Genomic DNA, 15,172 nt, shown 5'->3' with positions numbered 1-15,172 from the left:
GAGATAAAAATGGAACGTGACAACGAGTATGAAAATATGGTGGAAAGAAAGCTGTTTGATCGAGCGTTAAATGAAAAGATACCGATTTATGGGGTATTAGAGTTAACACCGCTTTGTAATATGAATTGTGATATGTGTTATGTTCGTTTATCTAAAGAGGAAATGAATCGTTTGGGTAAACTTAGAACTTTAAAACAATGGCTTATGCTGGCTAAGGAAATGAGGGAAGCAGGAGTATTATTTGTATTATTAACTGGTGGTGAACCGTTATTATATCCCTGGTTTAAAGAGTTATACTTGGGATTAAAAGAACTGGGAATGATTGTGACGATTAATACAAATGGTACTTTAATTGATGAAAAGTGGGTTGATTTTTTTAGCCAGCACAAACCAAGAAGAATCAATATTACGTTATATGGTGATAGTGAAACTTATTATGATCATTTATGTCACTATCGTGGTGGTTTTACTAAATGCATCCAGGCAATTCAAAGTTTAAAAGAAGCTGGTGTTGCTGTTAAGATTAATGGCAGTTTAACGAAAGCTAATTGTAATAGTCAAGATGGAATCTTAAAGATTGGTAAAGAATTAGATGTACCAGTTAGGATCGATACTTATATGTGTCCTGGTATCCGGGAAAGAAATAAACCGTTTGCTTTTCAAAGTCGAATGGATCCCAAAACTGCTGCTAAAAGTCGCATCAATGTCTTATATCAGGAAATGGGAAGTGCTGTTTTTAAGGAGTCTTGTACTTTGGAGTTTTCTAAAATAAAAGAAACTAAAGAAAACAAAGAGGGAATTACAGGTTTGTCATGTAAAGCAGGTAGATGTTCATTTACGATCAATTGGCAAGGTTTGATGCGACCATGTGTAGTGATGAATGAACCGAGCATTGATGTGTTTAAAACTGGTTTTTTAGAAAGCTGGAAATTATTGATGGAAAAATGTGAACTGCTTAGAGGAATTAGTGAATGTGGTAATTGTAAATTAAGAAAAGTTTGTAACACTTGTTTAGCGTATGCTCAGTTAGAAACAGGAAGTTATTATTTACGTCCTAATTATTTATGTAAATATACCGGTTATAGTTTAGCTTATATGCAAAAAAAGTTACAGGAAATTGATGAAAAGTAAATTAGATACACGGGCGTATGTCAGTATTTTAAAAGACTTAGTTGAACAAGGTGAAGAAGTTAATATGTATGTTTTAGGGAGTTCAATGGCTCCTTTTGTTGTCCACAAGCGTGATGTGATTTATTTTAAACAGCCTAAACGAAAGTTAAAAAAAGGCGATATTGCTTTTTTTAAACGCCGTAATGGTCAATATGTAGTTCATCGTATTTATAAAATTAAAGGTGATGATTATTATTTTGTCGGTGATAATCAGACAATGATTGAAGGACCGATAAAACGAAATCAAATTTTTGCAATCGTTACCAAAGTAAAACGAAAAGATAAGATCATCAAACCTGGTGATTTTTGGTGGGAGTTTTTTTCAAAAGTATGGATCAGGATCATCCCGATTCGTTATTTACTTGTTAAGGGATATAAATTTATAAAAAAAGGAAGTAAGAAATGGAATCAATAAAGTTATTAATCTCTAAATTTAAAGATGGCAGTATTAAAGAAATGATCGATGAGATTAAATGGATGTTTTCTTATGGTAAAAATTATAAAAAAGAAATTGTTTTTTATACATTACTAGGAGTTTTTTCCACGATCATGTCATTAATAAGTTCAATTGCCAGTAAGGAATTAATTAATATTGTTACCGGAATTCAAACTAATCGTGCTTTAGAAATGGCGGTTTTAATGGTTTCGATGTCATTATTTAGTTTGCTGTTCAATCAGGCGATGTCACGAATTACCTTAAAAATCAATATTCGGATCCAAAATGAAATTCAAGCCGATATTTTCGATAAATTAATTGAAGTTAACTGGTTAGATCTATCAAGGTATCATGGTGGTGATTTATTAAATCGTTTTAGCAGTGATGTTAGTACGGTAGCCAACAGTGCGATTGGCTGGGTTCCTAATTTAATTGTCAATAGTTTTACGTTTATCGCAACGCTATGCTTGATTTTATATTATGATCCAACGATGCTATTTTTAACGATCGCTAATATGCCAATTATGCTCCTTTCATCAAAAGTAATGATGTCCAGGATGCGTAAATATGATATGAAAGTTAAAGAAATGAATAGTGAAATGATGTCTTTTACAACCGAAACTTTTAGTAACATTGATTCCATTAAATCATTTAGTTTAGTTCATTTATTTAGTGATCGTTTAAAAGGTTTTCAACAAAAATATAAAGATGTTTCACTAGAATATAACTGGTTTAGTATTAAATATAATACCTTGATATCGCTGCTTGGAATGGTTGTTAGTTTTAGTTTCTATGGCTGGGCGGTATATCGTCTATGGTCAGGAGCGATTAATTATGGTGAAATGACACTATTTTTACAACAATCCAATCGTCTTTCATCAACATTTAGTTCGTTAGTTAGTATTATTCCTTCAACGATCAGTTCTACAATTTCAGCTAAACGGATCATGGAAATTATCTTTTTAGATAAAGAACCATTAGATATTCAAGTAAGTGATTATCTAGCTAAGATCCAGGATCAAGGTTTTTCATTACAATTTGAAGATGTCTATTTTTCATACGTTAAAGAAAAACAGGTTTTAGTTGATTCTTCTTTGATTGCTCGTCCAGGTGAAATTGTTGCTTTAGTTGGTCCTAGCGGTGAAGGAAAGACCACGATGATTCGGTTGTTTTTAGGATTGATCACACCTAATCTTGGTAATGCTTATTTAATTGATTATCAAGGAAAAAAATATTCTTTAGATGCTTCAACCAGACCATTATTTGCCTATGTTCCCCAAGGTAATACAATCTTTTCAGGTACGATTGCCGAAAATTTACGAATGGTTAAACAAGATGCCAGTGATGAAGAAATTATCAATGCTTTAAAATCAGCCTGTGCTTATGATTTTGTCATGCGTTTAAAAGATGGCATCAATGCTAAAATTGGAGCTCGGGGCCAAGGCTTATCGGAAGGTCAGGCACAAAGAATTGCCATTGCCAGGGCATTATTAAAAGATGCTCCAATCTTATTGTTAGATGAAGCTACTAGTGCTTTAGATGTTACTACTGAAAGAAAAGTATTACAAAACATTATTATCAATCATCCAAGTAAAGTCTGCATCGTAACGACGCATCGTCCAAGTGTTTTAAATATGTGTCAAAGAGTATATCGGGTAATGGATACGAAACTAACAGTACTAAGTGAAGAAGAATCAGCCAAGATGGCAATTGATTTTTAGGAGGATAATTAAATGATTGATATTCATAGTCATATTTTACCAATGGTTGATGATGGTAGTCCCAGCGTTGAACATTCATTGATGATGTTAAATGAAGCATACCAGGATGGCAGTGATGCCATTGTTTTAACACCACATTTAGCTTATCCATATCATTTTGATAACCCAAATGATAAAATCATTGCTCTTTTTAATGATTTTAAACAGATTGTTGCTAGTGAGAAAATACCAATTAAATTATATTTAGGCTGTGAGTTTTTATATGATCGTAAAGCTACATTGATTGAACATTTCGATGAAATTACGACATTAAATGATACTAATTATTTACTGATGGAATTTTTCTTTGATACTTTAGGCGATGAGATGTTAGAAGCAATTGATAGCGTTATTAACAAGAATTTAATTCCCATCATTGCGCATCCGGAACGTTATGAAAGTATCCAGACCAGTAGTAATCTGGCAAAACAAATGATCAAAGCTGGGGCATTGCTGCAATTAAATAAAGGCAGTGTTTTTGGTAAATATGGAAATATGGCTAAAGAAGCTGCTTTTGATTTATTGGATCATCAGTTAATCAGTTTTGTTGCCAGTGATAGTCATCATATACGATATCGAAATGCGTTGATGTATCGCGATTTTTTATTTATCCAGGAATATTATGGCAAAGATCAAGCAAGAAAAATATTTAATGATAATGCTAAAAAGATGTTACAAGGGATCGATATAAGGGGGTCAAGATCATGAAAAAGAATCGAAAATATATTGTCCTAATTGTTTTACTATTAATTATCTATGGGGGATTTGTTTATCTTTATGACCATCAAGAAAAAGTTGGTAATGATCCTACTATAGTTTTACCAGATACACCAGTTACGATGAGTGTTCAAGATAGTCAGGATAGCTTGTTAGCGGGGGTCAGTGCCAGTGATCAAGAAGATGGTGATTTAACCGCTAAAGTTTTTATTGAAAATATTTCTACTTTCCAAGAAAACCAGACACGAATCATCACTTATGCCGTTTTTGATAGTGACGATAATATCGCTAGAGCCACGCGCCAGTTAAATTACAGTGATTACCAGGCACCACAAATTAATCTAACTAAACCACTATGTTTTCAATACTTAGAATCCGATGATGCTTTAAAGGATTATGTTAGTGCTTCAAGTGTGGTTGACGGTGATCTAACTAGTAAGATTACAATTGAAAACGTTGAATATAATGATGATAGTGTTTATGCCACTTTTGCCGTTAGTGATAGCTGTGGGATGAATACATCATTACGGTTAAAAGGGACTTATTTAAATAGCCAAAGCAATATTGAAATTGAATTAAGTGAATATTTAATTCGCGTTCCGGTTAATACGACAATTCGGCCGTTACAATATGTTGAAGATGTTTTATATGCAGGAATTAAAGATCGCACGTTAGAAGATGAAGTTGAAATCACTAATAATTATGATCCAACAATACCAGGAACCTATGAATTTATTTATCGGGTTAGCCAAGGTAGTGATACGGGTTATACGAAACTAGTAGTGATTGTCGAATAGGAGGGATATGATGGAAAACCAGACACAACACCATAATTTATTGCTAAAAGTCGAATGCGTATTAGCGTCATTATTTAAAAAAGGCTGGATGATAATTACGATTATCATTATTTGTGGAATTGGTTTTGATGTTTTTAAAACCCTTACCTATTCCCCAAAATATGTTTCTAATATGCAAGCTGCTTTGAAGTTGGAACAAAACACTTATAGTCAATTAGAAAATGCTCAGTCTTATGTTAAAACATTGGATTATATATTTAATGGGCAGGTCGTTAAAGACTATATTAAAGCTCAAATGCAAGTTGAAGATGTTAATTATACTTGCGTAGTAGTTAGTCAAAATAACACTAATATCGTTAATGTCCAGGTAAGTGCTCCAACTAAACGGGAAGCCTATTATGCTTTAGAATATTTAACTAACTGGTATGTAGCCAATGCTATTAATTATCATTTAGAATATGAATTAGATATTTTAGAAAAAGGACAGTTAAATGAAGTTCCGGCAATTTTAAATGTTCATTCAAACAACTTTAAAAAAGGGGCGATGATTGGTATTGGAATAGTAGTAATTATGGCAATTTGTATTTATCTAAAACCAACGGTCAAAGTTGCTGATGAAATTGAAAAACAAGTTGACTGTCGTTTATTTGCGAAAATTCCTAAAGAAAGAAAAGGACATGGGCGCCGTCGTAAAGAAGCTATTTTGATTACTTCATTAAAAACCAGCTTTGCTTATAAAGAAGCCATCAAAAAGCTTCGTAATCGGGTAGAAACATCAGCTAAAAAGCATCAATATCAAACTTTTATGATTACTAGTTCGGTTGAAAACGAAGGGAAATCATCGATTGCTGCCAATTTAGCTTTATCATTAAGTAAAAACGATCATCATGTCTTACTCATCGATGCTGATTTGAAAAAACCGTCTTTGCATAAAATCTTTTCTTTAAATAATGAACGCTGTTTAAATAACTATTTAAATGGGCGGCAAAGCTGGCAAGATCAGGTAACGTATTTAGAAAAAAGTAATTTATTTGTTATCAGTTCACTCCAGGATGTTGTAAATAGTGAAGATTTATTACAGGCTCGGTTAGAAACTTTGATAAATGAAGCTAAAAAAGAGTTTGATTTTATTATTGTCGATACTACTCCAGCTTATGGAATTAGTGAACCGGCGATTATTAATCAATGGGTCGATGCTTCTTTATTAGTAATCAAACAAAACGAAGCATCAATTACAACGATCAATGAAACTATTTCGCGAATCGTTGCAGCTAAAAATAATTTAATTGGTTGTATTTTTAACGCTAGTGTAACTGATTTTACTAAAAATCAAAAATTATATGGTTATCGTTATGGTTACAACCGTTATAATCGGAGGTAAAAAGATGCAAGATAATAACGAAACTAAAATTGATTTAACTAAATATTTTGATTATTTTTATCGAACACTCATGAAAATGAAAGTTCTTTTTTTAGTGATCATTATCATAATGGTAGTGATATTTGAAATAAAAACACTTTTTTTCTTTAAAACTGCTTATAGTTCTAATGCCGTTTTTGTTGTCTACAAACAAGATCAAGATAATATCTTTGCTACCAACGATGAAAATGATGATATGTTTGTAACATTTAGTAATTTACTTACAGGAGAAATGATGCAATCAATTATTCGTGATGGCTTAGGAATCGATCCGAGCACTTTACAAATTAACTTAACTAAAGTACCGGATACTAATTTAGTATCTTTACAAGTTACTAGTGACGATGGTGAAACATCATACCACGTTGCTAATTGTATTTTAAATAATTATAGTCAGGTAACTGATTTAGTTATGAGTGATGTCCAGATTTCATTATTAGATACACCTGTTGTACCAGCTAATCCCGATAGTTATCCTGATTATCTAAAAAATGGGGTAATTGGCTTTGGATTAGGAATAGTAATTTGTTTTATGATTATTTTAATTAAGATGATCTTTAAACATACAATCATTAATAGTGAAGATGTTAAAGAAACATTGCATTTAAATAATATTACCAAGATTCCATATTTAAATGTAAAAAGAAAACGTAAAAGTAAACAATTGGAATTATTATTATCTAATCCAAGGATCCAATATTCCTTTAGACAAGCTTTCCATGATTTACGGTTACGTTTTGAACAAGTTAATAAAAAGAATAACGCTCAAGTATTTATGATTGGCAGTGTCCTGCCTAATGAGGGAAAATCAATGGTAGCTACAAATGTAGCGATTGCTTTAGCTGATAAAGGTCATCAAGTAGCTTTAGTCGATTTAGATTTAAGAAATCCCAGTATTTATAAAATGCTTGATCAAAAACAAGTTAGTGGCAGTATCACCGGATATTTAAAAGGAGAACTGTCAAGTAAAGAAATTATTAATCAATATCAAGATTATTCATTAAATATAATTTATGGCGTTGAATCTTATGATGAAGCACCAGAATTATTATCAAAACCTGCATTAAAACAATTATTAGAAACATTAAAAAAAGAATACGAATACATCATTTTAGATGTTCCGCCATTATATATTTTAGAAGATGCTTTGATCATCAGTGATCATTGTGATACTGGACTAATCGTAATTAAACAAGATTACGCAAGCCAGGGTGAAATCTTAGACTCATTAGAAGAATTAAATGAGCATCTTCCTTATATTATGGCAACTGTAATTAATCAAGCTAGATCATCAATCTTTAATAGTGAGGGGCATCGTTATGGCTATGGATATGGTGGTTATGGCTATGGCTACAAATAATAAAAAGGAGATATAATATATGTATAAAAGTTTTAACGTAAAAACATTAGGAATCTTAGAAATTACCCACTCTAAAAATGTTTTTCCAGAACAGGGGAAAAGAAGTTCACAAGTAGAGCTATTAGTCATTTATCTAATCATCAACCGTGATAAAAATATAACCGCAAAACAATTAATTTCTTTTTTATGGTCTGATCGTGAAAATCAGGTGACGATCGGAGCTTTAAGAAATCTTGTTTATCGCGCCCGTAAGGATTTAAAAAAGTTATATTCTAAAGAAGTTTGTATTTTATCTAAAGGACATAGCTATTTTTGGAATCCATCAATTAAATGCCAGGTTGATTATGAAAAACTGATGACTCTAGCTAGTAATATTGATAATCTGGATCAGTTAGATGAGCAGTATCAAGCTTGCCTAGAATTAATTGATGGTTTTGAAAACCAATTTTTACCAGAGTTTCATAATAACGAATGGATCGCGCAATTAAATAGTCAGCTAGTAAAAAATTGCTTAGCAGCAATTTTTTTAGTTATCAATAATTTGCAACAAGCTAATCGTTATCAAGATATTTTAAGAATCTTAGAGCATCCCCATATCGCTAAATTAGAAAATGAAGTTTTATTTGAAAAACGTTTAAATACCTATTATCAATTAAACCAAATTGATAAAGCAATCGATTATTATCAAAATATAATCAATAATTACTATTTACATTTAGAAACAGCAGTGCCAAAACCAATCCAAGATCTTTACCAGCAATGTCAAAATATTAACCCCCAATCATCAATAGATATTATTAGTTTAGATGATTTTATTAATAGCGGTGAAAGTATTAAAGGAGCTTTTTATTGTGACTATTATGTTTTTAAAAGAATCTATCAGTTAAATTTAGTTGATATTAAACATAGTAATCATGAACATGCATTAGTAATGTTGACTTTACAAGGGGAAGATCTAAATCAAGTTAGTAAAGAATCTGTGCGGTTAAAAAATATCTTAATCGATAATTTACGTAAAGATGATATTGTTTGTAAATATAACGCGGCACAGTATTTTTTAATTATTCATGCTTCTAAGTTAAAAGGAATTGAATCAGCGATTACGCGCATCATTAATTATTTTAATCAGGAAAAGCAGTCAGAAGTTGCATTATTGCAACGCATTGAACCGATAAAATATTAGTCAAAAAAGGGTATAGTCATAGTTGGCTATACCTTTTTTTATGAAGCTATCTTTAAATGAATTATTAGTTTCTAATCATTTTTTTAAATTGTACCAATATGGTTTAATATGGAGGTGCAAGATGAAACAATCATATCAATTAAAATGTAGTGAAGTAAAAGATGCTAAAGAATTAAAGATTGTTTTAGAAGAATGTTTTTTAGAATATTTTAAATCATTGAAACAACAAGAAAAACTAAAAAAGGAGCCGTTAAAATGATAACTTATTTAGCGGCAGGATATGAACGACTTTCTAAAGAAGATGATAAAAGGGATGAGAGTTCTTCAATTGAAAGTCAGAAAATGATCATTGAGTCATTTGCGAAATTTAATGCAATCAAAATCGTTGCTCATTATAGCGATGATGGCTTTACGGGTTCTAATTTTGACCGGCCTGGTTTTGAAAGATTGAAACAAGCTATTGAAAATGGAGAGATTAATTGTATAATTGTCAAGGACTTATCAAGATTAGGTCGTCAGTTATATGAAACCGGAACTTATATTGAAGAATATTTTTTAGCCAAAAGAGTTCGTTTTATTGCCATTAATGATGGTTATGATTCTAATGTCGGTGATGCGATGTTAGGAATTCGGTTAAGTGTTAATGACTTATATTTACGTGATACGTCGAAAAAAATTAGGACTACTTTTGATGCTAAAAGGAAAAAAGGAGATTATATTGCTACTTATCCTAAATATGGCTATCAAAAAAATCCCGATAACCCTAAGCAGTTAATCATTGATAAAGAAGCTGCAGATGTGGTTAGAATGATTTTTAAATGGATCAGTGAAGGAGCTGGGACCAGTGTTGTAGCGCATCGTTTGACCGCTAAAAAGATTGCCATCCCTTCGATTTATAAAAAAGAAACGCGTGGTAATCAACAAACAAGTTTAAATGATGGTTTTGGCATCTGGTCATCGCAGACGGTAAGAAGTATCGCTAGTGACCAGATGTATCTAGGTAATATGGTTCAAGGGCGCTGGCAAAAGCTAAGTTACAATTCCAAAAAGTTAATCGAGTTGCCACCATCAAAATGGATCGTAGTTGAAAATACTCATGAACCAATCGTATCTAAAGAATTGTTTGCCTGCGTACAAAATGAATTAAGCAAAAAACAAAAATATCGATCTCGTCATGAAAAAAAGTATTTGTTTCAAGGTTTACTAAAATGCAAAGAATGTGGTCATAACATCAGCATTTATAAACGCAAGAATAAAACGGGTTATTTATTATGGGGTGAATGTAATTATTATTCTAAGTACAGCAAGTATCATTTATGTTCATCACACCGGATTAATTATTCGATTTTTTTAAAAGAGATGGAAGCTTTGTTTAAAAGAATAGGAAATAATTTTTTTAAAAATTATGACGTTAAGCCATTATTAAAGAAGATGGAGTTATTAGTAAATCAAGAAAATGAATCATTGATAAAAGAATTAAACACGATTAAAAATGAAATTATTAAAAATGAACATATTTTAGCTAAACTTTATCAAGATCGTTTAGATGAAATTATTAGTAAACAGCAGTATGTATCATTAGCTAAAAAATATCAAAGTCAATTAGATACGTTAAAGAAAAAGCAAAAAAAGATCCAAAAACAAATGATGATAAAAACACCAAAAAATATCAGTTCGTTTGAATTACTTATTAGTGACTATTTGCAGTTTAATAAATTAAGTAATGAATTGCTTTATCGTTTAATTGATCGGATTGAAATTGATCGAAATAAAAATATGGAAATATTTTTTAAAGTAAAAGTTAAAGAATATCTTGATTAAATCAAGGAAAATTGGTAAATTTTAAGGTGAATCGTAATTGCATAATTACAGGTGTGACTTTGCCACTTATGTCTTATGGCGGGTCTTCTTTAACGATTACATTAATTGCGATGGGAATTGTTTTAAATATTTCAAAATCAACGTATTAATGGTATACTACTAGTTAGAGGTGAGAGAATGAGAGTAATTGTTGGAGCTGGAGGAACAGGAGGACATTTATATCCTGCTTTGGCTTTGGTTGAATATATAAAAGAAGTAGAACCTGACAGTGTTTTTTTATTTGTTGGGACCAAAGATCGTTTAGAATCACAGGTGGTTCCTAAAATGGGATATGACTATGTTGGGTTAAATGTTAGAGGTTTGGTCGGTAATCCTATCAAAAAAGGGATTGCTGCTTTAATATTTGTAAAATCAATATTTACAGCAAAAAAGGTTGTTAAAGAATTTAAACCAGATATTGTTATTGGTTTTGGTGGTTATCCTAGTGCCAGTATTGTTGAAGCGGCTACTCGACTGGGGTATAAAACGATGATCCATGAACAAAATTCGGTAATTGGCTTAACTAATAAAATTTTAATTAAAAATGTTGATCGGATCGTTTGTTGCTATGATCTAGCGTATCAGTCATTTCCTAAAGAAAAAACTTATCTGTTAGGAAATCCTCGTGCTAGTGTGATTGCTAAAATTGAACCAAAGGATATTTTTAAAGAATACGGTTTAGATAGAAATAAGCCATTAGTAACGATCGTAATGGGATCACTTGGTTCAAAATCAGTTAACGAAAAGATGGTAGAATCACTTCGGGCATTTAAAGATAAAGATTATCAGGTGCTATATGTAACCGGTAAGCCTTTTTTCAATCAAATGCAAGATGAGTTAAAAGATTTAAGCAGTAATATTAAACTGGTGCCTTATATTGAAGATATGCCATCAGTTTTAAAAAGTACGACTTTAGTAGTATCAAGAGCTGGAGCTTCAACTTTGGCAGAAATCACTGCAGTTGGTATTCCGGCAATCTTGATTCCTAGTCCTTATGTTGTCGCTAATCATCAGGAGTATAATGCTAAAGAATTAGCTGATAAAGATGCGGCGATGATGATCTTAGAAGCTGATTTAAACAGTGATGATTTTGTAAGTAAAGTTGATGAAATTATTGGTAATCAAATGTTACAAGAAAGTATGAAAAAAAATGCTAAAGCATTAGGTAAACCTGATGCTTGTAAAGATATTTATCAATTGATCAAAGAAATATAGGAGTTAGAAATGGATTTTGTTCAAATAAAAAAAGATATAGAAGAGTTAGATGTTGGAAGGATCATTGAAGATGAACCAATGTATAAGCATACTACTTATAAAGTTGGTGGTCCAGCTAGAATTTATTTAAAAGTTAAAGATATTGACAGTTTAATTAAAACACTTAAATATTGTAAAGATAACCAGGTTAAACATAAAGTTATTGGTCGTGGTTCGAATTTATTGTTTTCGGATCGGGAATATGATGGTATCATCATTTCTTTAAATGAATATTTTACTAAGGTAAGTATCAATGGTTGTACGATCAAAGCTCAAGCTGGAGTGATGATGATTAACTTGGCTTATCAGGCCGGGAAAATCGGTTTAAGTGGTTTTGAATTTATGGGTGGAATTCCTGGTTCAATTGGCGGTGGTATTTTTATGAATGCCGGAGCTTATAAATATGATATTGCCAGTGTGGTTAAAAGTGTTACGTTACTAGATGAAAATTATCAGGTAGTAACTTACTTAAAAGAACAAATGCAGTTTTCATATCGGCATTCAATTTGTCAGGATAATCGAAAATTAATTGTTTTGGAAGCTGAATTTGAATTGGCACCAAAAGATCCTGAAGAAATTAAAGCTGTTTTAGATAAACGAAAAGAAAGACGAATGGCAACGCAGCCATGGAATATGCCAAGTGCCGGGAGTGTTTTTAGAAATCCCGAAAACCATCCAGCATGGAAATATGTTGATGAATGCGGTTTAAGAGGATATGAAATTGGGGGTGCTCAAGTTTCACCAAAACATTCAAATTTTATCGTTAATAATGGTTATGCCAGTGCTAAAGATATTTATGATTTAATTATGTTAGTACAAACTAAAGTAAAAGAAAAATATGGGGTTAATTTGAAACGTGAAGTAGAATTAGTTAATTGGGAGTAGATTATGAAAAAGAAGCAGCAAAAAGTAATATATAATTATTACGATCAAGAACAAGTTAAATCTTATTTAAAGAAGAAAAAAGCAAAACGAAGAAAAAGAAAACGAATTTTAGTAATGATAGTAATTGTGATTATTTTAATTATTGCTTTCTTTATAAGTGATTATAGTAGATTGCAGTCAATTAAAGTAATTGGTAATGAAAAAGTTACGACTGAAGAAATTATTGCTGCTTCAAATATTGAATTACATCGTGATTTTACTTTTTTTACTGATTTAAGTGAGGCTGAAAAGGCAATTGAAAAAACATCTTTGATTAAAGATGCTACAGTAACTAAAGATCTTTTTGGTAAAGTGACGATTAGGGTCGATGAATGTGAACCAATTGGACAGGCTAATATAAATGGAATTTTATATGTTGTTTCCCAAACAGGTCGTGTGATCAAAAATGAAAGCGGCTCTTTACCAGGTTTTGTTCAAAGATGTCCTTTGATCAGTAATTTTGATGAAGCTCATTTTAAAGCTTTGGCAAAACAGTTTGCCAAACTCCCAACTCAGGTAATTAATCAGGTTTCTGAAGTTAAATACGCACCTGAAGGAGTGGTGGAAACTAGAGTAGAATTATTGATGGATGATGGTAAAGTTTTATATGCTTTATATGATGATATGGCTAAGCAGTTAGCTGATAATAATTATTCAGCCATCATGGAAAAATTTCCTGATCAAAAATACTATGACTTATGTGGAAAGTATGTTTATGCTTATAATTAATTTTTTTAACTCGTGATGTTTAAAGGAGTTTAAAAATTATAGGTTTTATGCTAATATTGTATATATACAAAGAAAAGGGGATACGTGATGAAAGATATTTACGCTGTTTTAGATATCGGAAGTGCAACTTTAAAGTTTTTAGTTGCGGAAATAAGTAGTATTAATGTAAATGTTCTTTTTGTCAAGACCGTTGCTAGTCATGGTGTTAAAAAGGGGATTATTGAAGATGATCGTATCTTAGCTAAAGATATTAAAAAGTTAATTGAAGAAGCGGAAAAGTTTTTGGAAAGTAAAATTACTAGTGTGGCGCTTACGATTCCCACTATTAAAGCTAAATTATATCAAAGTGATAGCAGTATCAGTTTATCAGAAAATGGTTCTAAAATCACAACTGATGATATTGTTCGGGTTTTAAGACTTTCTTCTAAATTTAAACGTTCTAAAGATGAAGAAGTCGTTTCTATTATTCCAGTACGCTATCATAGTGATAAAGGAGCTACTAGTGAAGCACCTTTAGGTGAAGTGTCACGAAATTTGATAGTTGATACTTTGATTATCACTACTAGTAAGGAATTACTTTATCCATATATTTCGGTTGTGGAAAAGTGTGGGATCGAAGTATTAGATATAACGATCAATGCTTATGCCTGTGCTAATGAGGCTTTTGATGCTGTGTATTTACAAGAAGGAGCTATATTGATTGATATGGGTCATAAAACTACAACTGTATCATTTTATAAAAATGGCTATTTGCAATATTTGACAGTATGTCAAGTTGGTGGTTATGATTTTACAAGAAAAGTAGCCCAAAATATGCAAATATCAATGAATCAGGCTGAAGCTTATAAGATTAAATATGGATCTTTAGATGTGACTACTGGGCAAAATGATATTATTCATACTACCTATTCTAAAGAAGGCAAACGCGACTATACACAACAAGATCTAGCTGATTTATTAAATGAAACTGCTTATGAAGTAATGAATAAAATTAAAGAGAAAATAGCAGTAATCGAAGATATTAACAAATATGAAGCATTGATTGTTGGTGGTGGCGGTGAGTTAGAAATGTTAGACAAAATTGCCAGTGAAGTATTGGATTGTTCAGTAAGATTGTATCGACCTGATACAATTGGGGCTCGCGATATGTCGCTAGTAAGTGCTATCGGAATGATCTATTATTTGATGGAACGAAAACAAGTAATTGGTGATTACACACCATCGTTAGTATTGCCAGATGTTACTAGTACAATGGCAATTAGATTTAAAGGGCTGACAAAATCAGCACCTAAAAACCAAGGAAAGAAAGTATCTAAATTATTGGATTCATTTTTTAGTGAAGATTAATATAAAAAGAGAGGAAATGTTGTCATGAGTGAAGAATTAGGATTTGAACAAGTAGCACGAATTAAGGTAATTGGTATTGGCGGTGGCGGAAATAATGCTGTAAACCGAATGGTCGAAGAAGGCGTTGAAGGAGTCGAATTCTATGTTGCCAATACGGATTTACAAGTGTTACGACGTTCACCAGTTGAAAATAAAATTGAATTAGGTCGTGATTT

General features: G+C 31.5%; 15 protein-coding genes and 1 pseudogene. All 16 read left to right on the top strand.

What is annotated here, in order from left to right; genetic code table 11:
* The first annotated feature begins 9 nt into the window (after nucleotides 1-9).
* A complete protein-coding gene (locus tag J7M77_RS10625) occupies nucleotides 10-1,131 on the top strand; it encodes a radical SAM protein (protein WP_296878345.1) in 1,122 nt (373 codons plus the stop codon).
* Nucleotides 1,121-1,585, top strand: coding sequence for a S24/S26 family peptidase (locus J7M77_RS10620; protein ID WP_296878343.1), 465 nt, complete (start codon nucleotides 1,121-1,123; stop codon nucleotides 1,583-1,585). Before J7M77_RS10625 ends, J7M77_RS10620 begins: the two co-directional genes overlap by 11 nt.
* Nucleotides 1,573-3,327 (top strand): ABC transporter ATP-binding protein, encoded by a 1,755-nt coding sequence (locus tag J7M77_RS10615; protein WP_296878341.1) that lies wholly within the window; start codon nucleotides 1,573-1,575, stop codon nucleotides 3,325-3,327. Before J7M77_RS10620 ends, J7M77_RS10615 begins: the two co-directional genes overlap by 13 nt.
* Nucleotides 3,328-3,339: 12 nt before the next feature.
* Nucleotides 3,340-4,074: a CpsB/CapC family capsule biosynthesis tyrosine phosphatase gene (locus J7M77_RS10610; protein WP_296878340.1), complete on the top strand. Its 735-nt coding sequence runs from the start codon at nucleotides 3,340-3,342 to the stop codon at nucleotides 4,072-4,074.
* Complete coding sequence (locus J7M77_RS10605) at nucleotides 4,071-4,880, top strand: hypothetical protein (RefSeq protein ID WP_296878338.1); 810 nt, start codon at nucleotides 4,071-4,073, stop codon at nucleotides 4,878-4,880. Before J7M77_RS10610 ends, J7M77_RS10605 begins: the two co-directional genes overlap by 4 nt.
* 10 nt (nucleotides 4,881-4,890) lie before the next feature.
* Entirely contained in the window at nucleotides 4,891-6,261 is a 1,371-nt protein-coding gene (locus tag J7M77_RS10600; RefSeq protein ID WP_296878336.1) for a polysaccharide biosynthesis tyrosine autokinase, read from the top strand.
* A 4-nt stretch (nucleotides 6,262-6,265) separates the two neighbouring features.
* Nucleotides 6,266-7,660 (top strand): polysaccharide biosynthesis tyrosine autokinase, encoded by a 1,395-nt coding sequence (locus J7M77_RS10595; protein ID WP_296878334.1) that lies wholly within the window; start codon nucleotides 6,266-6,268, stop codon nucleotides 7,658-7,660.
* A 19-nt stretch (nucleotides 7,661-7,679) separates the two neighbouring features.
* A complete protein-coding gene (locus J7M77_RS10590; protein WP_296878333.1) occupies nucleotides 7,680-8,843 on the top strand; it encodes a hypothetical protein in 1,164 nt (387 codons plus the stop codon).
* A gap of 121 nt (nucleotides 8,844-8,964) precedes the next feature.
* Nucleotides 8,965-9,102, top strand: coding sequence for a hypothetical protein (locus J7M77_RS10585; RefSeq protein ID WP_296878331.1), 138 nt, complete (start codon nucleotides 8,965-8,967; stop codon nucleotides 9,100-9,102).
* Nucleotides 9,099-10,664 carry a recombinase family protein gene (locus J7M77_RS10580; RefSeq protein ID WP_296878330.1) on the top strand — a complete coding sequence of 522 codons (1,566 nt, stop codon included), beginning with the start codon at nucleotides 9,099-9,101 and terminating at the stop codon, nucleotides 10,662-10,664. The genes J7M77_RS10585 and J7M77_RS10580 overlap by 4 nt, the downstream gene beginning before the upstream one ends.
* A 26-nt stretch (nucleotides 10,665-10,690) precedes the next feature.
* Nucleotides 10,691-10,813, top strand: a complete 123-nt coding sequence (locus J7M77_RS10575) for an FtsW/RodA/SpoVE family cell cycle protein (protein WP_296878327.1) — start codon at nucleotides 10,691-10,693, stop codon at nucleotides 10,811-10,813.
* A 28-nt stretch (nucleotides 10,814-10,841) separates the two neighbouring features.
* Nucleotides 10,842-11,918, top strand: coding sequence for an undecaprenyldiphospho-muramoylpentapeptide beta-N-acetylglucosaminyltransferase (gene murG / locus J7M77_RS10570; protein ID WP_296878326.1), 1,077 nt, complete (start codon nucleotides 10,842-10,844; stop codon nucleotides 11,916-11,918).
* Between the two features lie 9 nt (nucleotides 11,919-11,927).
* Nucleotides 11,928-12,842, top strand: a complete 915-nt coding sequence (murB, locus tag J7M77_RS10565; RefSeq protein WP_296878324.1) for a UDP-N-acetylmuramate dehydrogenase — start codon at nucleotides 11,928-11,930, stop codon at nucleotides 12,840-12,842.
* A gap of 3 nt (nucleotides 12,843-12,845) precedes the next feature.
* Complete coding sequence (locus J7M77_RS10560; protein WP_296878322.1) at nucleotides 12,846-13,610, top strand: FtsQ-type POTRA domain-containing protein; 765 nt, start codon at nucleotides 12,846-12,848, stop codon at nucleotides 13,608-13,610.
* An 87-nt stretch (nucleotides 13,611-13,697) separates the two neighbouring features.
* On the top strand, nucleotides 13,698-14,957 hold the full coding sequence (locus J7M77_RS10555; RefSeq protein ID WP_296878320.1) for a cell division FtsA domain-containing protein: 1,260 nt from the start codon (nucleotides 13,698-13,700) through the stop codon (nucleotides 14,955-14,957).
* Between the two features lie 24 nt (nucleotides 14,958-14,981).
* Nucleotides 14,982-15,172 (top strand): annotated as a pseudogene (locus J7M77_RS10550) (cell division protein FtsZ); the annotation flags it as partial.

It is taken from the genome of Thomasclavelia sp. (assembly GCF_017889095.1).
GTDB lineage: Bacteria > Bacillota_I > Bacilli_A > Erysipelotrichales > Coprobacillaceae > Thomasclavelia.
The sequence above is the reverse complement of the archived record's forward strand: the minus strand, read 5'-3'. Positions and strand labels throughout refer to the sequence as shown.